Origin of the sequence: Sphingobium sp. EP60837, from assembly GCF_001658005.1 — a bacterium.
Taxonomy (GTDB): Bacteria; Pseudomonadota; Alphaproteobacteria; order Sphingomonadales; family Sphingomonadaceae; genus Sphingobium; species Sphingobium tyrosinilyticum.
The window spans coordinates 793,800-815,141 of sequence record NZ_CP015987.1 but is presented as its reverse complement, the minus strand read 5'-3'; the positions used below and the strand labels follow the sequence as shown (position 1 = coordinate 815,141).

23 protein-coding genes are annotated in these 21,342 nt (G+C 64.1%); 20 read left to right on the top strand and 3 right to left on the bottom strand.

Features of this window, described 5'->3' with window-relative positions; all coding sequences use genetic code 11:
* Positions 1 to 15 precede the first annotated feature (15 nt).
* Positions 16 to 1,233 (bottom strand): acyl-CoA dehydrogenase family protein, encoded by a 1,218-nt coding sequence (locus tag EP837_RS16665; protein ID WP_066531728.1) that lies wholly within the window; start codon positions 1,231 to 1,233, stop codon positions 16 to 18.
* 292 nt (positions 1,234 to 1,525) lie between these two features.
* Here EP837_RS16665 and EP837_RS16660 point away from each other — a divergent pair, with 292 nt between their 5' ends.
* From EP837_RS16660 to EP837_RS16565, 20 genes are all read left to right on the top strand, one after another.
* Entirely contained in the window at positions 1,526 to 2,440 is a 915-nt protein-coding gene (locus EP837_RS16660; protein WP_066531068.1) for a VOC family protein, read from the top strand.
* Positions 2,441 to 2,475: 35 nt separating this feature from the next.
* The gene (locus EP837_RS16655; protein ID WP_066531067.1) at positions 2,476 to 3,375 is read left to right on the top strand and encodes a CoA transferase subunit A; all 900 of its coding nucleotides are present in this window, start codon (positions 2,476 to 2,478) and stop codon (positions 3,373 to 3,375) included.
* A gap of 13 nt (positions 3,376 to 3,388) precedes the next feature.
* A complete protein-coding gene (locus tag EP837_RS16650; protein WP_066531062.1) occupies positions 3,389 to 4,186 on the top strand; it encodes a CoA-transferase subunit beta in 798 nt (265 codons plus the stop codon).
* Positions 4,187 to 4,188: 2 nt separating this feature from the next.
* Entirely contained in the window at positions 4,189 to 5,091 is a 903-nt protein-coding gene (locus EP837_RS16645) for an enoyl-CoA hydratase (protein WP_066531060.1), read from the top strand.
* A complete protein-coding gene (locus EP837_RS16640) occupies positions 5,091 to 6,179 on the top strand; it encodes an NAD(P)H-dependent flavin oxidoreductase (protein WP_066531059.1) in 1,089 nt (362 codons plus the stop codon). The genes EP837_RS16645 and EP837_RS16640 overlap by 1 nt, the downstream gene beginning before the upstream one ends.
* 29 nt (positions 6,180 to 6,208) lie before the next feature.
* Positions 6,209 to 6,958: an enoyl-CoA hydratase family protein gene (locus EP837_RS16635; RefSeq protein WP_066531057.1), complete on the top strand. Its 750-nt coding sequence runs from the start codon at positions 6,209 to 6,211 to the stop codon at positions 6,956 to 6,958.
* Entirely contained in the window at positions 6,958 to 8,112 is a 1,155-nt protein-coding gene (locus EP837_RS16630; RefSeq protein ID WP_066531056.1) for an acyl-CoA dehydrogenase, read from the top strand. Before EP837_RS16635 ends, EP837_RS16630 begins: the two co-directional genes overlap by 1 nt.
* Positions 8,113 to 8,125: 13 nt before the next feature.
* Positions 8,126 to 9,157: an acyl-CoA dehydrogenase family protein gene (locus EP837_RS16625; protein WP_066531055.1), complete on the top strand. Its 1,032-nt coding sequence runs from the start codon at positions 8,126 to 8,128 to the stop codon at positions 9,155 to 9,157.
* Positions 9,150 to 10,301, top strand: a complete 1,152-nt coding sequence (locus EP837_RS16620) for an acetyl-CoA C-acetyltransferase (RefSeq protein ID WP_066531054.1) — start codon at positions 9,150 to 9,152, stop codon at positions 10,299 to 10,301. Before EP837_RS16625 ends, EP837_RS16620 begins: the two co-directional genes overlap by 8 nt.
* An 18-nt stretch (positions 10,302 to 10,319) precedes the next feature.
* Positions 10,320 to 10,970: a gamma carbonic anhydrase family protein gene (locus EP837_RS16615; RefSeq protein ID WP_066531051.1), complete on the top strand. Its 651-nt coding sequence runs from the start codon at positions 10,320 to 10,322 to the stop codon at positions 10,968 to 10,970.
* Positions 10,967 to 11,410 carry a nuclear transport factor 2 family protein gene (locus tag EP837_RS16610; protein ID WP_066531047.1) on the top strand — a complete coding sequence of 148 codons (444 nt, stop codon included), beginning with the start codon at positions 10,967 to 10,969 and terminating at the stop codon, positions 11,408 to 11,410. Before EP837_RS16615 ends, EP837_RS16610 begins: the two co-directional genes overlap by 4 nt.
* 29 nt (positions 11,411 to 11,439) lie before the next feature.
* Complete coding sequence (locus EP837_RS16605; protein ID WP_066531045.1) at positions 11,440 to 12,345, top strand: SDR family oxidoreductase; 906 nt, start codon at positions 11,440 to 11,442, stop codon at positions 12,343 to 12,345.
* Entirely contained in the window at positions 12,345 to 13,430 is a 1,086-nt protein-coding gene (locus EP837_RS16600; RefSeq protein ID WP_066531043.1) for an acyl-CoA dehydrogenase family protein, read from the top strand. The genes EP837_RS16605 and EP837_RS16600 overlap by 1 nt, the downstream gene beginning before the upstream one ends.
* Positions 13,427 to 14,473, top strand: a complete 1,047-nt coding sequence (locus EP837_RS16595; RefSeq protein WP_082919762.1) for an NADP-dependent oxidoreductase — start codon at positions 13,427 to 13,429, stop codon at positions 14,471 to 14,473. Before EP837_RS16600 ends, EP837_RS16595 begins: the two co-directional genes overlap by 4 nt.
* Positions 14,470 to 15,261 carry an SDR family oxidoreductase gene (locus EP837_RS16590; RefSeq protein WP_066531041.1) on the top strand — a complete coding sequence of 264 codons (792 nt, stop codon included), beginning with the start codon at positions 14,470 to 14,472 and terminating at the stop codon, positions 15,259 to 15,261. The genes EP837_RS16595 and EP837_RS16590 overlap by 4 nt, the downstream gene beginning before the upstream one ends.
* A 6-nt stretch (positions 15,262 to 15,267) precedes the next feature.
* A complete protein-coding gene (locus EP837_RS16585; RefSeq protein WP_066531039.1) occupies positions 15,268 to 15,744 on the top strand; it encodes a MaoC family dehydratase in 477 nt (158 codons plus the stop codon).
* Between the two features lie 82 nt (positions 15,745 to 15,826).
* Entirely contained in the window at positions 15,827 to 16,219 is a 393-nt protein-coding gene (locus EP837_RS16580; RefSeq protein ID WP_225870624.1) for a nuclear transport factor 2 family protein, read from the top strand.
* Positions 16,220 to 16,314: 95 nt separating this feature from the next.
* Positions 16,315 to 17,517: an acetyl-CoA C-acyltransferase gene (locus tag EP837_RS16575; protein WP_066531036.1), complete on the top strand. Its 1,203-nt coding sequence runs from the start codon at positions 16,315 to 16,317 to the stop codon at positions 17,515 to 17,517.
* Positions 17,518 to 17,520: 3 nt separating this feature from the next.
* Entirely contained in the window at positions 17,521 to 18,693 is a 1,173-nt protein-coding gene (locus tag EP837_RS16570; RefSeq protein ID WP_066531035.1) for an acyl-CoA dehydrogenase family protein, read from the top strand.
* Between the two features lie 77 nt (positions 18,694 to 18,770).
* On the top strand, positions 18,771 to 19,718 hold the full coding sequence (locus EP837_RS16565; protein WP_066531033.1) for an alpha/beta hydrolase: 948 nt from the start codon (positions 18,771 to 18,773) through the stop codon (positions 19,716 to 19,718).
* 57 nt (positions 19,719 to 19,775) lie between these two features.
* Here EP837_RS16565 and EP837_RS16560 read toward each other — a convergent pair whose 3' ends face one another.
* Both EP837_RS16560 and EP837_RS16555 read right to left on the bottom strand, forming a co-directional pair.
* Entirely contained in the window at positions 19,776 to 20,273 is a 498-nt protein-coding gene (locus EP837_RS16560; RefSeq protein ID WP_066531722.1) for a nuclear transport factor 2 family protein, read from the bottom strand.
* Complete coding sequence (locus tag EP837_RS16555; protein WP_225870623.1) at positions 20,252 to 21,340, bottom strand: DUF1214 domain-containing protein; 1,089 nt, start codon at positions 21,338 to 21,340, stop codon at positions 20,252 to 20,254. Before EP837_RS16555 ends, EP837_RS16560 begins: the two co-directional genes overlap by 22 nt.
* Positions 21,341 to 21,342: the final 2 nt, after the last annotated feature.

Below are 21,342 nucleotides of genomic sequence, written 5' to 3'. Positions count from 1 at the left end.
TGCGTCAGATGGTCGTCAGATAAAGGTGAAGGCGGGCGGCTCGCCGTTCATCGTGCCGATGACGTCACTGGTGCGATTGGCCGGATCATTGGCGACATGCGCGCGCGCGGCGTGGAGGTCGAGCCAGGGCTGGATGATCGGGCTCGACATATAGATTGCCCGACCGCCGAGCAGCTTGACCATATCGTCGGCAAGGTCGGCCATGCGGCGCACGACATTGGCGGACTGGTAGGCAAAGAGCGCGCGCTTCTCCATCGGCACGGGTTCATTGCGCGTCGCATAATCCATCAGTTCGTTGAAGGCGGTACGATGGGTGAGTTCCATCTCGTTGGTTTCGGCGATCGCACGGGCGATGGCGGCGTGCAGGTTGGGGTCAGCCTTGGACGCCTTGCCGGTGTTGGTCGAGACGCGATTGCCCATTATCTCCATCGCGGCCGAGGTGGCGGCGCGGATGCCGCCGAAAGCGGCGCTCGAGACCGAACGGATGAAGAGCTGCGCCCAGGGGATGCGGTAGAGCGGGCCGTCATTGGCTTGCTGGCCCGGATTGGTGCAGGCAAAGCCGTCGCTGGCCTTGTGGGTGCGGTGTTCAGGCACGAAGACGCGCTCGACGAGGATGTCGAAGCTGCCGGTGCCCTGCAGGCCGAACGTGTCCCAGGTGCCTTCGATCACCTGATAGTCCGAGCGCGGCAGGAGGAAGGTGCGCATGTCAGGCGGGCCGCCATCGGTATCGAAATTAATCGCGCCCAACAGCACCCAACCGCAATGGGAGGAGCCCGACGAGAACCCCCAGCGGCCCGAAAGGTAGAAGCCGCCTTCAACCTTTTCCACCTTGCCGACCGGCTGATAAGTGGAGGAGACGAGCATGTCGCGATTATCGCCCCACACTTCCTGTTGCGCCTCGTCATGGAAGAGGGCGAGTTCATAGGGGTGGCAGCCAAGGACGCCGTAGATCCAGCCCGTCGACATGCAGCCTTCGGCAAGCGCCTTCTGGATCTCGAAAAAGACATTGGGGTGCATCTCATAGCCGCCATAGCGCTTGGGCTGGAGCACGCGGAAGAAGCCGGCCGCCTTCATCTCCGCGACGGTCTCGGGCGGCACGTCATGGGCGAGCGTGCACGCGCGCGCGCGGGTCCGCAGGACCGGGATCATCGCCTTGGCCCGGGCAATCAGGGTTTCGGCCGAGGGAAGCTCCTCGTCCTTGCCAATGGGTCGAGTTGCTGCTGCCCCGGTCATTATCTTCTCCATGTCGGCGACTCAATGCTCAAAATTTGCTATATGCGTAGGTTAGATAATCTGCTATTACGCAAACTGTCAAGACAAACAGGGCTTGCGCATTTGCGCCGTTGCTTATAGGCGGATCGGGAACGAATTGCCATAAACTCGTTGAGCGCAATCCAATGCGCCGTCCCACGGCCACGCAAAACCCAAGGCAGCGCTTGCCATATGCGTACGGGGAAGGCCATTTTAGAACGCTCCTTGAAGCGCATGGCGGGGCAAAAGTGGATAAGAAGGGCGAGGCGGCAGGATGGCAGTGATTTCGCTGGGCTATGTGGTGATCGAGGCGCAGGACCTTGGGCACTGGCAGGATTTCGCCTGCACTATCGCAGGATTGATGACGACACCCTCGCCGCGCGAAGATGTCGCTCTCTTCCGCATGGATGACCGCCCCTACCGCCTGTGGGTGGAAAAGGGAGAGCAAAACCGTTTCATTGCGCCGGGCTGGGAATGCGCGAATCGCGAAGATTTCGAATCGCTGCTGGAAAGGCTGGAGGCGGCGGGCCGCCCGGTGACACGCGCCGGAGTCATGGAAGCGCGCGCGCGCCAGGTCTATGAGCTTGCCCGCTCGTCCGACCCTGCGGGCAATGCGATGGAGATCTTCTACGGCCGCTTCGTCGATTACGCCCCCTTTACTTCGCCCGCGGGCGTCAGCCGCTTCGTCACTGGCGACAATGGCGACATGGGGATGGGCCATGTCGTGCTCACCGCCCCCAATTTCAACGAGACCCACGCCTTCTACAAGGCTGTCATGGGCTTTGGCGACACCGACCTTGGCCGCTTCTACCTCCAGGGCGGCGGCGAAGATGATCCGGGCGTGGGCTTCGCCTTCCTCCACTGCAATGCGCGCCACCACAGCCTGGCCTTGGGTCAGATGCCCGAAAGTCCCAATGGCGCGGTGCACATGATGCTGGAGGTCGGCTCCCTTGAGGATGTCGGCCGCGCCTATGACCGCGTGCTCAAGAGCAAGGGGAAAGTTCCCCTGTCGGCGAGCCTGGGGCGCCATGTCAATGACAAGATGACCTCTTTCTACATGCAGACACCAAGTGGTTTTGACATCGAATATGGGTGGAACGGTCTGGTAATCGACCCTGCGACTTGGGTCCCTACCACCAGCCTCGCGGTAAGCGACTGGGGCCATAAATGGGCCCATGAGCAGGACTGACACACAGGACTGAACGCACAGGACTGATGCAAAGGATGACTGAAACTATGCTCGACAAGCGCATGACGGTGGACGACATCGTCGACCAGATTTCCGACGGAATGACCATCGGCATCGGCGGATGGGCCACCCGCCGCAAGCCCATGGCGCTCATCCGCGCCATCGCCCGGTCCAATCTCAAGGACCTGACGGTGATGGCCGGCTATGGCGGCATGGACATCGGCCTGCTCGCCGCCACCGGCAAGATCAAAAAGCTCGTCTTCGCCTTTGCCAGCCTCGACCATTATCCGCTCGAGCCGCATTTCCGCAACGCCCGCCAGGCCGGCGCCTTCGAGGTGCTCGAGCTGGATGAGGGCATGTATCATTGGGGCCTGCGCGCAGCCGCGATGAAGCTGCCCTTCCTGCCCACGCGCGTGGGCATCGGCACCGACATCATCAACCAGTCGGGCTTCGACTTCAAATTTGTGAAGAGCCCCTATGAAGATGGCGAGGAATTCGTCGCCATGCCCGCGCTCGTCCCCGACATCGCGCTCATCCACGCCCACCGTTCGGACGAACGCGGCAACCTGCTCACCCTCTCGGTCGATCCGATCTTCGATGAGCTGCTGGTGCGCGCCGCCAAGAAGAGCTTCGCCACGGTCGAAAAGATCGTGCCGACGGCTGAGCTCGATATGAAGAAGAACAGCCGCTACAATCTGGTCGAGCGCGCGATGATCACCGGCGTGGCGGAAGCACCGCTCGGCGCCCATCCCTCGAGCGCCGATCCGGACTATCAGCTCGATTTGAAGCACATCAAGACCTATGTCGAAAGCGCCGCCTCGCCCGAAGCCTGGGCCGAGTATAAGGCGAAATATGTCGATGTGTCCGAAGCGGACTATCAAGCGTCGATCGGCGGACAAGAGGCCGTCAAACAGCTTCCCGTCCCCATTTACTAAGAGCGAGACAGACATGACCCAGAATAGCTATTCGCTCGCTGAACTCGTCATCGCCGCCTGCGCCGAAGTCTGGCGCGACGATGGCGAGGTGATGGCGACCGGCATCGGCCCCCTGCCCCGCATCGGCGCTGGCCTTGCGAAATTGAGCTTCGCGCCCGCCATCCAGACTACCGATGGCGAAGCCTGGTACACCAGTGCGCCGGTCGGCCCGGGCAAGCGCGCCGTAGAGCCCGAGTTCGAAGGCATCGCCAATTATGACCGCGTCTTCTCCGCGCTCTGGAGCGGCAAGCGGCATGCGCTCGTCGGCCCGGTGCAGATCGATCGCTATGGCCAGGCCAATATCTCCGTCATCGGCGACCACAAGAAGCCCAAGGCGGCGATGCTGGGCGCGCGCGGCTTCCCCGGCAACTCGATCAGCCATCCCAACAGCTTCTTCTTCCCCAACCACAACAAGCGCGCGTTCGTGGAAGGCGAAGTCGATTTCGTCTGCATGGCGGGCTACAACCCGGCGCGCTACCGCAATGGCGGGCCGCCGCAGGGCCTGGACCTGCGCCGCATTATCACCAATTTATGCGTGATGGATTTCGGCGGCCCCGGTCACCAGATCCGCGTGATCTCGCTGCATCCGGGCGTCACCTTCGAGGAGGTGCAGGATAATAGCGGCTTCCCGCTGGCGAAGATTTCGGACGACATCCCCACCACCCCCGCGCCCACGGCGGAGCAGCTGGAACTGATCGCCAAGATCGATCCCAACAACGTCCGTGCTACCGTGTTCAAGGACAATCCGGCCGGAGACAGAAGGGCAGCCTGAAGATGAACGAGACCGATCGCCTGGTCGAACCGCAGCAGGTCGACATTGTTTACGAGACGGATGAGCCGGTCACCTATGAGGTGATCGATCATGTCGCATGGATCATGATGAACCGGCCGGGCTTCAACAATGCCCAGAACGGCCAGATGACCTATGCGCTCGACGACGCCTTTGTGAAGGCGACGAACGATGACGATGTGCGCGCGATCGTGCTGGGCGGCAACGGCAAGCATTTCTCGGCCGGGCATGACATCGGCACGCCCGGCCGCGATCTGCACAAGCATTTCGAGAACCGGCTACTGGTGCCGGGCCATGTCAACAAACCCGCGGCCGAATTGCTCTACACGCGCGAGAAGGAGCAATATGTCGGCATGTGCCGCCGCTGGCGCGACGCGCCAAAGCCCACCATCGCCATGGTGCAGGGGGCCTGCGTCGCGGGCGGCCTCATGCTCGCCTGGGTATGCGACCTCATCGTCGCCACCGACGACGCCTTCTTCCAGGACCCAGTCAACCGCATGGGCATCCCGGGCGTTGAATATTTCGCCCATGCCTATGAACTCCCCCCGCGCGTCGCCAAGGAGTTCCTGCTCTTGGGCGAGCGGATGAGCGCGCAGCGGGCCGAGCAGTTCGGCATGGTCAACAAGATCGTCTCGCGCGAGGCGCTGCGCGAAACGGTCGCAGCGATGGCGGCCAAGCTGGTGGCGCAGCCGCGCCTGGGCAACTGGCTCACCAAGCAGGCGATCAACCATGTCGAGGAACTGATGGGCAAGAGGAACGCAATGGAGGCGCAATATCATATGCACCATTTCGCCCATGCGCAGAACGACCTCACCCAAGGCAGTTCGATCGCAGGGCTCGACGCCAAGAAGATGGCAGAGGCCAATAAGAAACAGGCGAGCGAATGATGGGCGATCCGCTGCACACGATATTGACCGAGCGGCTTGGCTGCCGCTGGCCGATCATCCAGACTGCCATGGGCTGGGTTGCCGAACCTTCGTTGGTCATCGGCTCGAGCAATGCGGGCGCCTTCGGTTTCCTGGGCGCTGCCGTCATGACTCCGCGAGAGGCGCGTGAGAAGATCTTGGCTGTGCGCCAGGGCACGGACAAGCCCTTCGGCGTCAATTTCCACAGCTTCCAGCCTGGCGCCGACCAGATTGTCGAGCTGATCCTCGCCAACAAGGATCAGGTGCGCGCGGTCAGCTTCGGGCGCGGCCCCAATGCCAAGATGATCGGCCGGTTCAAGGATGCGGGGATCCTCTGCGTCCCGACCGTCGGCGCGGTCAAGCATGCGCAGAAGATGGTGGAACTGGGCGTTGACATGGTCAATGTCCAGGGCGGCGAAGGCGGCGGGCATACCGGCTCTGTCCCCACCACCGTACTGCTCCCCCAGGTGCTCGACGCCGTCAAGGTGCCGGTGATCGCCAGCGGCGGCTTTGCCGACGGGCGCGGCCTTGCAGCGGCCATGGCCTATGGCGCGGTAGGCATCGCCATGGGCACGCGCTTCCTCCTCACCAAGGAAAGCCCGGTGCCTGACACGACCAAGACGGCCTATCTCAAGGCGACGACCGACGGCATCATCGTCACCACCAAGCTCGACGGCATCCCGCAGCGGATGGTGCGCACCCGCCTCATGGACAAGATCGAGAAGTCCGGAAAGCTGGGCATGTGGCTGCGCGCGATCGAGGCAAGCGCGGCGATGAAGAAGCTGAGCGGGGCAAGCTGGATCGACATGATCAAGTCGGCCAAGGGCATGACCGGTCATGGCCAGGTGCCCTTGAAACAGGCAATGATGGCCGCGACCATGCCGATGCTGATCCAAAAGGCCGTCGTCGATGGCGACATCGAACATGGCGTGATGGCGACCGGCGTGGTCGGCGGCCGCATCGGCGAGATCCCGAGCTGCCAGGAACTGGTCGATCGCATCGTTGCCGAAGCGCATGAGCGCCTTGCCGTCCTCGCGGGCCTCGGCCGCGAGGCCGCCAGCGCGGCCTGAGGAGCGGGCCTGAGGAAAAAGGACAAGACATGCCGATTACACTCACGATCAAGGACAAGATCGCCGAAATCCTGTTCGACCATCCGCCGGTCAACGCCTTCGACACTAAGGGCTGGGAATCGATTCCCGGCCTCGTCTGGGAAGCCTCGCGCAATCCCGATGTGCGCTGCATCCTGATCCGCGCCGAGGGCCGCGGCTTTTGCGGCGGCGTCGACATCAAGGAAATGGCCGCGCACCCCGAGCGCATCGCAAAGCTCAACAAGGATAATTATCTCACCTTCAAGGCGATCCGCGAATGCGAGATCCCGGTGGTGGGCGCGCTCCACGGCTTCGTCATCGGCGGCGGCGTCAATATCGCGGGCGCCTGCGACGCGCTGATCGCAGCCGAGGGGGCCTATTTCTCGCTGCCCGAGATCGATCGCGGCGCGATGGGGGGCGCGGCCTTCATGAGCCGCATGCTGCCTGTCCAGATGGTGCGCGCCAACTTCTTCACCGGCGGGCGCATCTCGGTCGAGGACGCGCATCGCCATGGATCGGTGCACAAGGTCGTGCCGCTCGATCGCCTCAAGGACGAAGCCTATGCTTTCTGCGAGGTCATCGCGTCCAAGAGCCGCGCGGCGCTCGTCATCGCCAAGCAGGCGCTCAATCTGATCGAGCCCACCGACCCGTCGGCCCATTACCGCATCGAACAGGGCTTCACGCTCGAAATGTACATGCATGAAGACAGCCAGAAGGCGCGCGACGCCTTCGCCGAAGGGAAAGGCACGGCAAAGTTCTAATGGATCTCACCTACACTCCCGAGCAGCAGGCGTTCCGCGCCGAAGTCCGCGCCTGGCTCGAAGCCCATGTGCCGTCCGCTCCGCTCGAGCATTTCGACGCGACCCGCGAAGGGTTCGAGGCCCACCGGCAATGGGAAAAGACCCTGAAGTCGGGCGACTGGGGCATGGTCACCTGGCCACGCGAATATGGCGGGCGCGGCCTCGACCTCATCCAGTGGCTGATCTTCGAGGAGGAATATTATCGCGCCGGTGCGCCCGGCCGCGTCAACCAGAACGGCATCTTCCTGCTTGGCCCCACGCTGATCGAATTCGGCACCCATGAGCAGAAGCAGCGCTTCCTCCCCAAAATGGCGAGCGGCGAGGAAATCTGGGCGCAGGCCTGGTCCGAACCGCAGGCAGGCTCCGACCTTGCCGGCGTGCGCGCCACCGCGACGCGGGACGGCGACGACTATATCCTCAACGGCCATAAAATCTGGTCGAGCCGCGCGGTGTTCGCCGACTGGGCCTTTGGCCTCTTCCGCGAGCCGGGCTCCGAGCGGCACAAGGGGATGAGCCTCATCTTCTTCCCATTGGATGCGCCGGGCGTGACTGTGAACGCAATCAAGAAGATCAACGGCCATGTCGGCTTTGCCGAAATCTTCCTCGAAAATGTCCGCGTCCCCGCCTTCAACCGCCTTGGCGACGAAGGCCAGGGCTGGCACATCTGCATGGCGACCGCCGGTTTCGAACGTGGGCTCATGCTGCGGTCCCCTGCCCGCTACCAAGTGGCGGCGAAGAAGCTGGCGGCGCTTTGGCAGGCGCATAAGGAAACCGCCGACCCTGCGCTGGAAGCCGATGTCGTGCGCGCGCACATGAATGCCGACGCCTATGCGCTCAACATCTACCAGACGGCCTCGCGCCTGATGGCGGGAGCGAAGATCGGGCCGGAAGCTAGCACCAACAAGATCTTCTGGTCGGAACTGGACATTCATCTGACGCAGACCGCCTTGTCGATCCTGGGGCCGCAGGCCGAACTCACCCACGAGGCGCCGGACGCCAGCCCCGTCGATTGGATCGACGACTATATCTTCGCGCTCGCCGGGCCCATCTATGCCGGGTCGAACGAGATCCAGCGCAACATCATCGCCGAGCGCATGCTCGGCCTGCCGCGCTAAGGGGGAATAGGACATGGATTTCACCCTCAACGACGAACAGCTGATGTTTGCCGAGACGGCGCGCTCGCTCTTCGCTGACAGCTCGACGCCTGATCATTGGCGGCGCATGATGGAGGCGGGCGAGGCCATCGACCCGGCCCGCTGGGCATCGATCGTCGAGACCGGCCTCACCCTCGTCCTGCTGCCCGAAAACGCAGGCGGCATCGGGCTTGCCGAATCCGACTTCGCCCTCATTGCGCAAGAAGCGGGCTATGTCGTCCTCCCTGAACCGCTGGTCGAAAGCGCAGGCGTCGCAGCGCCAACGCTCGCCGCGCTCGCGCCCGATCACCCACTGCTCGCCGATCCCGCCGCGACGATCGCGATCGCGCATCCCGCCAACCCCTACGTCGCCAATGCCGACAGCGCAGCGGCGATCCTACTGCATCAGGAGGGCGAAGCTTTCCTCGCCACCCCCGATCAGGTGACGCTGACCGCCCAGCCCAGCATCGACCCGTTCCGCCGCCTGTTCACGGTCGAATGGAGCCCGCAGAACGCGACTGCGCTCGGCAAGGCGGACTGGGACCTGGCATTTGACCGCGCGTCCCTCTTCAACGCCGCCTTCGGCCTCGGCCTCGCCCAGCGCGCCGTCGATCTGGCCGTGGACTACGCCAAGGAACGGCAGCAGTTCGGCAAGCCCATCGGCAGCTACCAGGCGGTCAAGCATCACCTCGCCTCCGCCCAGGTGACGATCGAATTCGCCAAGCCGGTGGTCGCAGCGGCGGCCGCCGAAATCGGCACGCGCGACGTTCAAGCCCGCGCCCGCGTCAGCCATGCGAAGATCGTCGCGCTGGAAGCCGCCGACAAGGCCGCCCGCGCCTCGATCCAAGTGCATGGCGCCATGGGCTACAGCTGGGAGGTGGACGTCCACCTGTTCCTCAAGCGCGCCCTTGCGCTGACCCAGAGCTGGGGCACGCCTGCCTATCACCGCGCGCGCATCGCCACGCGCATCTTCACCCAGCCCATGGGGCCGGACCAGACCTTCGCACGGGAAGCCGACAATGCCTGAAGCCTATATCATCGACGCCGTCCGCACGCCCGTCGGCCGCAAGAAGGGCAGCCTTGCCCATGTCCACCCCGCCGACCTTGGCGCGCACCCGATCAAGGAACTGGTGACGCGCACCGGCATCGATCCTTCCCAGGTCGAGGACGTCGTCTGGGGCTGCACCGAGACGATCGGCGGCCAGGCGGGCGATATCGGCCGCACCGCCTGGCTGGTGGCGGGCCTGCCTGAAGAAGTGCCCGGCGTCACCGTCGATCGCCAGTGCGGCTCATCGCAGCAGGCGGTGCATTTCGCCGCGCAGGGCGTGATGAGCGGCACCCAGGACCTGGTGGTCGCAGGCGGCAGCCAGGCGATGAACCGCATCCCGATCATGGCCGCGATGATCGCCGGCGCCCAATATGGGTTCGACAGCCCCTTCATCGGAGCTAAGGGCTGGGACGCGCGCTATGGCGACGAGGAAGTCAACCAGATCAAGTCGGCCGAAATGATCGCCGACAAATGGGGCATCAGCCGCCAGGCCATGGAAGAGTTTGCCCTTGCCTCGCACCAGCGCGCCCAGGCCGCCTGGGACAATGGCTGGTTCGACAAGGAAGTGGCACCCTTCGAGGGCCTTGGCCGTGACGAGACGATCCGCCCCACCACTACGCTGGAAGGGCTTGCCAGCCTCAACCCGGTGCGCGAAGGCGGGATCATCACCGCGGGCGTCGCCAGCCAGAATTGCGACGCGGCCGCTGCGCTGCTCATCGCCAGCGAAAATGCGGTAAAGGAGCATGGCCTCAAACCCCGCGCCCGCATCCATCATCTCTCGGTCCGGGCCGCCAACCCGATCTGGATGCTGACCGGCCCGATCCCCGCCACCCAATATGCGCTCAAGAAGGCGGGCATGTCGATCAACGACATCGACCTCTTCGAATGCAACGAGGCCTTTGCCAGCGTCACCATGGCCTGGATGAAGGAACTCGACATTCCCCATGAGAAGGTCAATGTGCAGGGCGGCGCAATCGCGCTTGGCCACCCGATCGGCGCGACCGGCGCGCGGCTCATGACCACGCTTTTGAACGCCCTTGAGCGCACCGGCGGCCGCTATGGCCTCCAAACAATGTGCGAGGGTGGCGGCCAGGCCAACGTCACCATCGTCGAGCGGCTGTAACCGAGGAAGGCCCGCCCCATGCCCTGCTATGCCTATCAGGGAATCGTTCCCGCCGTCGATCCATCGAGCTACGTCCATCCGCTGGCTTCGCTGATCGGCGACGTGATCGTGGGGCCGGGCTGCTTCATCGCGCCGGGCGCCTCACTGCGCGGCGACTTCGGGCGGATCATCGTCGAGGGCGACAGTTCGATCCAGGACAATGTCACGGTGCACGCCAACCAGCTGCGCGACACCATCATCCGCCGCGGCGCGACCATCGCCCATGGCTCGATCATCCATGGCTGCGAGATCGGCGAGAACAGCCTCATCGGTATGAATGCGGTGATCCTCGACAATGCCGTCATTGGCGATGAAAATCTCGTCGCGGCGCTTAGCTTGGTGAAGTCCGACACCGTGACCCCGCCGCGCAGCCTGGTCGCGGGCAACCCGGCTAAGGTGGTCAAAAGCTTCGAGCCGCACCAGGTCACCTGGCGCAACAATGGCGAGGGCGAATATCAGAAGCTCGCCCGTGCCGCGCTCACCGATCTGGTCGAGGCGGAGCCGCTGCGCGAAGCCAGCGCAGAGCGGCAGGCGCAGCGCAGCCAGTCCGAGGCCATCGCCGTGCGCCTTTCGGGCGAGACCGCGCAGCTGCGCGAGCGCAAGGCGGCGCGCGAGGAGAGCGAGGGATGAGCAGCGCGCTTGCCATCACCAACCTCCTCTACCGCTATGCCGAGCTGATGGACGCAGGCGACCTTGAAGGCGTCGCCGCGCTGTTCGCGCGCGCCAAGGTCAAGACCGGCGGCGGCGAAGTGGTCGAAGGCGCCGCCCCGATGCTCGCGCTCTGGCGCGCCCATGTGCGGCTTTACCCTTGCGGCACGCCGCGCACCAAGCATGTCATCACCAACCCTATTGTCGAGCTGGACGAAGAGGCAGGCACGGCCACCTGCCGTTCCTATTATACCGTGTTTCAGGCGACTCCGGACCTGCCGCTCCAGGCGATCTGCGCAGGCCGCTATCATGACGCCTTCGTCCGGGTCGAGGGCATATGGAATTTTTCGCAGCGGGATTATTCGCTGCTCGATCTTATCGGCGACGTGAGCCAGCATCTGCTGATCCCGGTCGCACCATGACGCGCAAGGCATTTTGAGGAGTAAGGCAAGTGGGTATCTGCGAAGGACGTGTTGCGATCGTGACCGGGGCGGGCAATGGCCTGGGCAAAGCCTATGCGCTGGGCCTGGCGGCGCAAGGCTGCAAGGTTGTGGTCAATGACCTTGGCGTTGGCACCCATGGCGAGGCAGGCGAGACCAAGGGCGCGGCCGAGCAGGTCGTGGACGAGATCAAGGCGATGGGCGGGGAAGCCGTCGCGAACACCGATGACGTCGCCGAATGGGAATCGGGCAAGCGCATGGTCGAACAGGCGCTCGACAGCTTCGGAGGCCTCCATGCCGTGGTCAACAATGCCGGCTTCGTGCGCGACCGCATGTTCTTCACCTGCTCTCCGGAAGAATGGGACGCCGTCATCCGCGTCCATTTGCGCGGTCATTTCTGCACCGCGCGCCACGCCGCTGAATATTGGCGCGCGCAAAGCAAGGCGGGCAACCCCGTCGATGCACGCATCATCAACACGACGAGCGGAGCGGGCCTGCAGGGCTCGGTTGGCCAGTCGGCCTATTCGACCGCCAAGGGCGGCATCGCTACGCTGACCCTGGTGCAGGCCGCTGAACTTGGACGCCTGGGCATCACCGCCAACGCCCTTGCCCCCAACGCTCGCACCCGCATGACCTCGACCGGGGCGTTCGACATGGACGCCAAGGAAGGCGAGTTCGACGTCTTTGCGCCCGAGAATATGGCGCCGCTGGTCGCCTATCTGGTCTCCGAACAGTCGAAGGGCGTCACTGGCCAGGTGTTTGAATTGAAGGGCGGCCAAGTCTTCCTCTCGCAAGGTTGGACCGACAGCCCCGCCTTCGACAAGGGCGCCCGCCTCGAAGCCCATGAAATGGATGCGATTGTGCGCAAGCTCATCGAAACCCGCGAGCCTGCAAAGCCCGTTTACGGAGCCGCCTGATGGACTTTGCGCTCAGCGACGACCAGCGCGCCATCCAGGAAGCCGCGCGCGACTTCCTCACCGATGCCGCCAACCCCGAGGTCATCCGCGCCGCGGTCGAAGGGACCACCGGCTTTGACGAAGGGCTCTGGGCGAGCTTTGCCGAAATGGGCTTTGCCGGGCTGATGATCCCTGAGGCGCAGGGCGGCCTGGGCCTGGGCGCGGTCGAAATGGCGCTGGTGCTCGAGGAAACCGGCCGGGTGCTGGCGCCTGTCCCCTTTTTCGAGACCGCCGTGCTGGCGGTCCAGGCGGTGCTTGGCGCAGGCAGCGAGGAGCAGAAGGCGAGCCTCCTCCCCCGCCTCGCCTCCGGCACGCGCGCGAGTTTCGCCGGCGCGGCAAGCCGCCCTACCCTGGCGAACGGCCGCCTCACCGGCACGGCCGATTTCGTGACCTTCGGCCATGTCGCGGAACTGATCGTCGTCGCCACCGGCGATGACAGCCTCGTCGTCCTCGAAGCCGACACCCCCGGCCTCACGATCGAAGCGCTCCCCAGCCTCGACCGCACCCGCCGCTTCGCAACGCTGACCTTCGACTGCGAAGTCACGGACGCCATGCTGCTGGGCGCACCCGGCAGCGCCAAGGCGGCGATCGAACGCACCCTCACCATCGGCGCTGGCCTACTCGCCGCTGAACAGACCGGCGGCATGCAGTACAGCCTCGACGCCACCGTCGATTACGCCAAGCAGCGCGTCCAGTTCGGCCGCCTCATCGGCTCGTTTCAGGCCTATAAGCATATGCTCGCCGACATGATGCTGCTGGTCGAAGCCTCGCGCTCGGCCGCCTATTATGCTGCGGCGGCGATCGACGAAGACGGCGAGGAACTCGCCGAGGCCGCCCATGCCGCGCGCGGCTATGTGTCCGACGCCTATCGCTCGGTCTCGGGCGACGCGATCCAGCTCCATGGCGGCATCGGCTTTACCTGGGAACATCACGCCCATCTCTATTTCAAGCGCGCCCGCGCTTGCGCCAGCTGGCTCGGCACCCCCGATCAACATCGCGAGGCATTGGCCGCCCTGCTGCTCGATGGAGACAAGATCGCCGCATGACGGGCGACCGCGCCCCCTCCTCCCCCATGCAGGCCATGGCGATGGACAGCTTTGCAGGGCCGCAGGCGATCCGCGCCCGCGCCCTGCCAGTCCCCGTGCCTGGCCCAGGCGAAGCGCTGGTCCAAATCGCGGCGGTGGGCGTCAACCCGGCCGACTGGAAGGCCTGTGCAGGCTTCCTCCCCTTCTTGCCCCAAGCCTTCCTGCCCCTGATACCCGGCTTTGACGGCGCGGGCACGGTCGTGGCGACCGGGGAAGGGGTGGAGGGCCTCGAGCCCGGCGCGCGCGTCGGCTTCATGTCCGCCCTGCCCTTGGGGCGCGGCGGGACTTGGGGTGACTATGCCATCTGCCTCGCCGCCCAGGCCGTCGCCCTGCCCGACAGCCTCTCTTTTGTTGAGGCCGCCACCATCCCGGTGCCGGGCATCTCCGCGCGCGAAGCCCTGCTCGCCCAGGGCCAGCTCCAACCATGCGAGCGCGTGCTCATCAATGGCGGATCGGGCGGCACGGGCCTCTGGGCGATCCAGATCGCGCGGGAATGCGGGGCGCAGATCGCCGCGACCGCAGGCCCCGCCAACCAGGACCTGCTCACATCGCTCGGCGTCGCCTGCCCGATCGACTATCGCCAGGAGGATGTCGCGCAAAAGGTCGCCTCATGGGCGCCCGGCGGGGTCGACCTCCTCCTCGACACCGTCGGCCAGGGCAGCCTTGCCGATCCCGCCGCTCTGATCCGTCCCGGCGGCCGCTATGTCGCGATCGAAACCATGCTCCCCAATGAAGCGCTGCCCGATGCGGACAGCTTTGCCGCCAAGGGCATCCGGGCGATCCGCGCCTCGGCCAGCTTCGAAAGCGCGCCCGCCCATCTTGCAGCGCTCGTCGCCGCCACCGCCCAGGGCCGCATGACGCCCCCGCCGCTAGAAACCCTCCCGCTTTCAGAGGCCGCCGCCGCCATGGCGCGCGTGCGCGAGGGCCATGTGCGCGGCAAGATCATCCTTGTCACAGACCATCAGGCGGCCAGTACCGCCGCAACCATGAAGGACCCCGCATGACCCCGACCTCCCCCGTGCCGCCTTATCCGACGCCGCTGGGCCTACTCAAGGGCAAGACCGTGGTCGTCACCGCAGCGGCCGGCACCGGCATCGGTTTCTCCGCCGCCAAGCGCGCCGCGGAAGAAGGGGCGCGGCTCCTCATCAGCGATTTCCACGAACGCCGCCTCAATGAAGCGGCCGACCGCATCGCCGAGGAAGTGGGCTGCGCGCGTCCCGCCCTGTTCGTCTGCGACGTCACCAGCGAAGAGGCCGTGCAGGGCTTGCGCGATGCCGCGCTCCAGGAACTGGGCAAGGTCGACGTCCTCATCAACAATGCCGGTCTCGGCGGCGAGGTCGATATCGTCGAGATGACCGACGAGCAGTGGAGCCGCGTGTTCGACGTCACCTTGACCTCGCTCTTCCGCATGACCCGCGCCTTCTTACCAAGCATGTACGCCGCCAAATCGGGCGTCATGGTCAACAACGCCTCGGTGCTGGGCTGGCGCGCGCAAAAGGGCCAGGCCCATTATGCCGCCGCCAAGGCAGGGGTCATGGCCTTCACCCGCTGCGCCGCGATCGAGGCGGCCGAACATGGCGTGCGCATCAATGCGGTCTCGCCCAGCCTCGCCATGCACCCCTTCCTCGCCAAGGTGACCACCCAGGAAGCGCTCGACAAGCTCGTCGAGAAGGAAGCCTTCAAGCGTCCTGCCGAGGTTTGGGAAATCGCCAATGTCATGATGTTCCTCGCCTCTGATCTCTCCTCCTACATGACCGGCGAGATCGTTGCGGTCTCCAGCCAAAGGGCCTGAGCCGCCATGGCGACCATCTTCGAAACACCCCGCGCGCTGCTGGCTAAGGAAGGGACCAGGCTCGACACGTCGGACTGGCTGAGCGTCGAGCAGGAGCGCATCGACGCCTTTGCCGACTGCACGGGCGACCATCAATGGATCCATGTCGATCCGGTCCGCGCCAAGGACGGTCCGTTCGGCGCCACAATCGCCCACGGCTATCTCACCCTCTCCCTCGTCAACCTGTTCATGCCCCAGATCGTCGAGGTCCGCGGCTTTTCCGCAGGGGTCAATGTCGGCATGGACAAGACCCGCTTTCTTTCCCCCGTGATCGTCGGATCGCGCATCCGCGGGACGGGCGAGATCGTCTCGGTCGAGGAAGTGAAGGGCGGCGCCATCCAGGCGGTGATCCGCGTCACCGTCGAGATCGAGGGCCCGGACGGTCAACCGAGCGCCAAGCCCGCCTGTATCGTCGATACCATCAACCGCTATTTCCCCGAATAGACACAGCATGGCCGCGCGCGCCCCACTCATTCTCGCCCTCGCGTCCGGCCTTTTCGCCACCAGTCCAGTTGGAGCAACACCCATGCCTGATCCTGTCAAGATGCCAGATCCCGCCAGGATGGAAGCCGCCGTCCACGCCTATGTCGCCGCGTTCGAAGCGGGCAGCGCCGACCAGGTCGCCGCCCTCTATGCGCAGGATGCGACGGTTGAAGACCCCATCGGCAGCCCCATCCATCACGGCCGCGAGGCGGTCCGGGCCTTTTACGCTGAATCGATGAAGACCGGCGCGAAATTGAAGCTCGAAGGCCCGGTCCGGATCGCAGGCGACTATGCGGTCTTCCCCTTCTCGGTTAACCTCAATTACGACGGCGGGGCCAAGCGCATCGACGTCATCGACACCTTTCGCTTCAACGAGGCGAACGAGGTCGTCGAAATGCGCGCCTATTGGGGGCCCGCCAACATGCACGGCTTTTAAGCATCGGGCGGAAAAGCCTGCCCTGAGCCATGTCGAAGGGTGGGACTTTTCCGCATAGAGGATGCGTCAACAAAAAATGGACAAGGACTGAACTCATGCGTGAAGCAGCCATCATCTCCACCGCCCGCACGGGTGTCGGCAAAGCCTATCGCGGCGCCTTCAACGACACCGAAGCGCCCTTCATGTCCTCCCATGTGGTCGATGCCGCCATCGCCCGCGCCGGGATCGATCCCGCGCGCGTCGATGACGTCTATCTCGGCGTCGCCAACCAGTGGAACACGCAAAGCTACAATGTCGGGCGCCTCACCGTCCATGGCTCGGTCCTCCCCGACACGACCGCGGGCTTCTCGATGGACCGCAAATGCTCCTCAGGGCTCAACGCGCTCGCCTTCGCCGCGCGCGGCATCATCGCCGACGAAATCGACTGCGCCGTCTCGGGCGGCGTCGAGAATGTCTCGCTCACCATCGACAAACATTATCCCGCCTTCCGCAACCGCTCGGAATTCATCAAGGCGCGCGATCCCAACGCCTATATGGTGATGATCGAAACCGCCGAGATCGTCGCGGACCGCTATGGTATTTCGCGCGAGGACCAGGACCGCTTCGCCGCCCAGTCGCAGCAGCGCGCCGCCGCCGCCCAGGAAGCGGGCAAGTTCGATGACGAGATCGTGCCGATCACTCTCACCAAGGCGCTGTTCGACAAGGAAGGCAATGAGACCGGCAAGGAAGAACTGACCCTGACCAAGGACGAGGGCATCCGCGCGGGCACCACTTACGAGAAGCTTTCCGAATTGAAGCCGGTGTTCAAGAACGGCCAGGTCGTCAAGGAAGGCAAGCACATCACCGCAGGCAATGCGAGCCAGCTCTCCGACGGCGCGTCGGCCCAGATCGTCATGGACCTCGCCACTGCACAGAAGGAAGGGCTGCCGATCCTGGGCGTCTATCGCGGCTTCCAGGTCGCCGGCTGCGGTGCCGATGAAATGGGCATTGGCCCCGTGTTCGCCATCCCCAAGCTCCTGGAGCGCACCGGCCTTAAAATCGACGACATTGGCCTGTGGGAAATCAACGAAGCCTTCGCCAGCCAGGCGATCTACTGCCAGCGCACGCTCGGCATCGATCCTGAAAAATTGAACGTCAATGGCGGCGGCATCGCCATCGGCCACCCGTTCGGCATGACCGGGTCGCGCCTCGTCGGCCATGCCCTGATCGAGGGCAAGCGCCGCGGCGTCAAATATGTCGTGGTCTCCATGTGCGTTGCTGGTGGCATGGGCGCTGCCGGTCTGTTCGAGGTCGCCTGATCCATGCAGCTTGCCTTCGCCCCTGAACTGAAAGCCTTCCGCCAGGAAGCCGCCGACTGGCTCGATGCTCAGCTCGCCGGCCCCTTTCAATCCATCCGCGGTCAGACCAACCAGATCGACAATGTCGAGGAACGCCGCGCCTGGGAAGCCGCGCTGGGCGAGGCGCGCTGGAGCGTCGTGGGCTGGCCCGAGCAATGGGGCGGGCGCAATGCCTCGATCGCGCAGCAGATCATCTTTGCCGAGGAATATGCCCGCGCCAAGGGACCGCCGCGCGCAGGGCATCTTGGGGTCGAATTGCTCGGGCCGACGCTGATCGCCCTGGGCAATGAGGATCAGAAGGCCCGCTTCCTCCCCGACATCGCCCGTGGCCGGGCGATCTGGTGCCAGGGCTATTCCGAACCGGGCGCAGGCTCAGACCTTGCCAATGTCAAGACCAAGGCCCGCCTCGAAGGCGACCGCTACATCATCGACGGCCAGAAGATCTGGACCTCGATGGGGACGATCGCCGACTGGTGCTTCGTGGTCGCCCGTACCACGCCGGGCAGCGTCGGCAACAAGGGCCTCTCCTTCCTCATGGTCCCGATGGACCAGCCCGGGGTCGATGCCCGCCCGATCCGCCAGATGACCGGTGAGGCCGAGTTCGCCGAGGTCTTCTTCGACGGCGCAGAAGCCCTCGCCATCGACCGCATCGGCGAGGAAGGCGAAGGCTGGAAGGTCGCCATGGCCCTGCTCGGCTTTGAACGCGGCGTCTCCACCCTCGCCCAGCAAATGCACTTCCGCAACGAACTGGACGAGATCATCGCCATCGCCAAGGCCAACGGCAAGGCGACCGACCCGCTCATCCGCCAGAAAATCGCCAACGCCCATGCGGGCTTGAAGATCATGCGCTACAATGGCCTGCGCATGCTCTCCGACGGCGACACCAGCGCCACCCTCTCAGGCGCCGCCTATACCTACAAACTCTACTGGTCCCGCTGGCATGTCGCGCTCGGCGAACTCGCCATGGAGGTCATGGGCCAACATGGCGAAATCGGCGTCAATGACGAACGCATGAACAGCCTCACAACCATGTACCTCATGTCCCGATCCGACACCATCTACGCCGGAACAGACCAAATCCAACGCAACATCATCTCCGAACGCGCCCTCAATATGCCACGCGAACCTAGAGGATGAGAGGGGAGCAGATGAGCACATCAGCTTCCCCGACACACCTCCCCTAAACTGCCCTATCGACAAGCAGGAGAATTAAGATGCCATTGGATCCTCAACTCGAGGCGATGTTCGCCGGGCAGCCGGATTGGGGCCCGGTCCGCACTTTCCCCTTAGATGCCCTGCGTGAAGCAGTGCGGTCCAGTTCCACCCAATTGCCCCCGCCGCCAGTGACCCTGGCCGCTGTCAGCGACCGGACTATTCCCGGTCCGGCCGGAGAGATCCCGGTGCGCATCTATACGCCGGAGGGTTCCGGCCCCTTCCCGGTGATCGCCTATTTCCACGGGGGTGGCTTCGTCGTAGGCGACCTCGACACGCAGGACATGATCGCGCGCGGTCTGGCAGCCGGCGCGGAAAGCATCGTGGTGTCGGTCGATTACCGCCTCGCTCCGGAACATAAATTCCCTGCAGCCTTCGATGATTGCTGGGCCGCGACGCAGTGGGTGGCCGCTAACGCCGCTGAACTGGGTGGAGACCCAGCGCTCATCGGCATAGCAGGCGATAGCGCGGGCGGCGTGCTGGCAAGTGCTTGCGCCCTTCTGGCTCGCGATGCGGGCGCACCTCGGCTTGCTGCGCAGATCAATTGGTACGGCCCCGGCATCCATCCGATTCCGGAAGAAGGCTCCGCAATCGAGTTCGCGAACGGCCCGATCCTGCGCCTGGATGACGCCCATTATTTCTGGGAACTGCACATCAATGATGACAGCGACTTCGACGACTTCCGCGCCAGTCCGATGAAGGCGGCGAGCCATGATGGCTTGCCCCCTGCGTTCATCGCCAGTGCCGAATGCGACCCGATCCGCGATGCCGTTGAAAGCTATGCTCCAGTACTCGAAAAGGCAGGGGTTGAGGTCGAAATGAAGCGTTACCCCGGCATGGTTCACGGCTTCGTGTCATGGCTCGGCTTCCTGCCCGGCGCCCAGGCTGCGATGGCCGACGCCTGCGCCTTTGCAAAGAAGCAATTTGCAGCGGTGCGTCAGACCGCCTGATGTGGTGAGGAAAAGGGCTCGTCCAGACCGGATGAGCCCTTTTGTCTATCATTTTTATCAATCCGAAGGCAGTGGCTGCCCGGCGATAAGCGCGCGCGCATCGGCTGACCCGTCTAGCAAACTGTTGACGCGGCATGCCACCTTCCACTCTGCGCCAATGCGGACGAGATGCCACATATTGGCCGAGACGCGATGCGCCTGCCAACCATCTCCCGACTTGCGGAACACAACCGAATAGGTCCGCGCGGTAGCCAAATCCCCGTTCAAATCGATTACCGGAGGACTGAGCACATGCGCCGCCCCGCCATTGATCAGCGCTTGATGGTTCTCGCCTTCCAGTAGCGCCTGTATAGCTGCGCGACCCAGATAGACGCCAAAGCCGCCGACTTCATAAATGCCGTCCTCAACCCAAAGCGCTGCGGCACCGGCACAGTTCCCAGCATCGGCCAATGGCCCATAATTGGCGATCAGGCCGCGTATCGCCTCCCGATCTTCCAGGGCGGCGATACGAGCAGCAAGCGCTTCAGACCTGGTCAGAGCTTCACGACCTTGCATTGCGGCACCGGATGCTCATTCGCTTCGATCCAGCGCCACAGGCCCGTGCCCTTGCGGTGGCCTGACAGATCGATCCAGTTGCCATAGCCGGGGTCTTTGTCGGAACAGACAAGGACGACGCTGCCGTCCTCCTCATATTTCGCCTGGGACCCATTAACCCAGACCTTGCGGTTCACATGGTCCATCGATTCCATCCACCAGTTGTCAATCTGAAAATTCCAGAAACGGCATTCGGGCGGCTTGGCGGTGATGATCAAAGCCTCATCAGGAGCGAGATCATAATAAATGTGGCCGTACCAGATCTTCGGATCGCCGCCGGCACGCTGATAAACCGACTGCTCCTTTCCTTCATAAAAACGGTTCGGCTGCTCCATGAACCATTGCGACCAATCGGCGAAAGTATTGCCCGTGCCCCGAACCCAGGCAGCCGCCCCATTTAACTGCGCCTCGATAGTCCCAGGCGTCAGAATTGCCGGAACCGCAGGTCCCTCGCTGATCCGCTCAATCTTCACGTCAGCCGCGGCTTCCGTCCGCTTGTCGTTGAAAGTCTGGCGGATGATCAGCAGCGTCGTGTCATCCGCCATCGGCAGCCAGTTGCCGGGCTTCTGCGCTTTGCTGACTATGATCTCGAAGCTGCCGTCCGGACGCAGCTCCATATCGGCAAGCTCGATCTCGCCGGTCGATGCCATCGTCCCGTCGATAGCGTAGCGATTTGCCTTCGAGCCGATCGAAAAATATGGGACGCTGTTGCGCTTGCCGGTGATGCGGTATTCGCGATCACCGCGCACCACGATCTGCTGATACAGATTGTCGGGATTATCCGCGCCAATCTTGATGGCGTCGTCGGTCAGCAGAAAGATGCGCGGGAAATCAGGATCGCTTGAATCGACCAGCATATTAAGCGCGGTACGTGTGAGTCGGGAGAGATAGCGCAACCCTTCGGCCTGATCGATCGGCATACCCGGTGCGCTGGGGCGGTCGAGAATTTCCCCCGCCTGCGCCAGCTTGTCACAAAAGTCGCGCCATACGGCGGACAGCCGCACCTCTCCCGCGTTTGTCTCAGCCACCA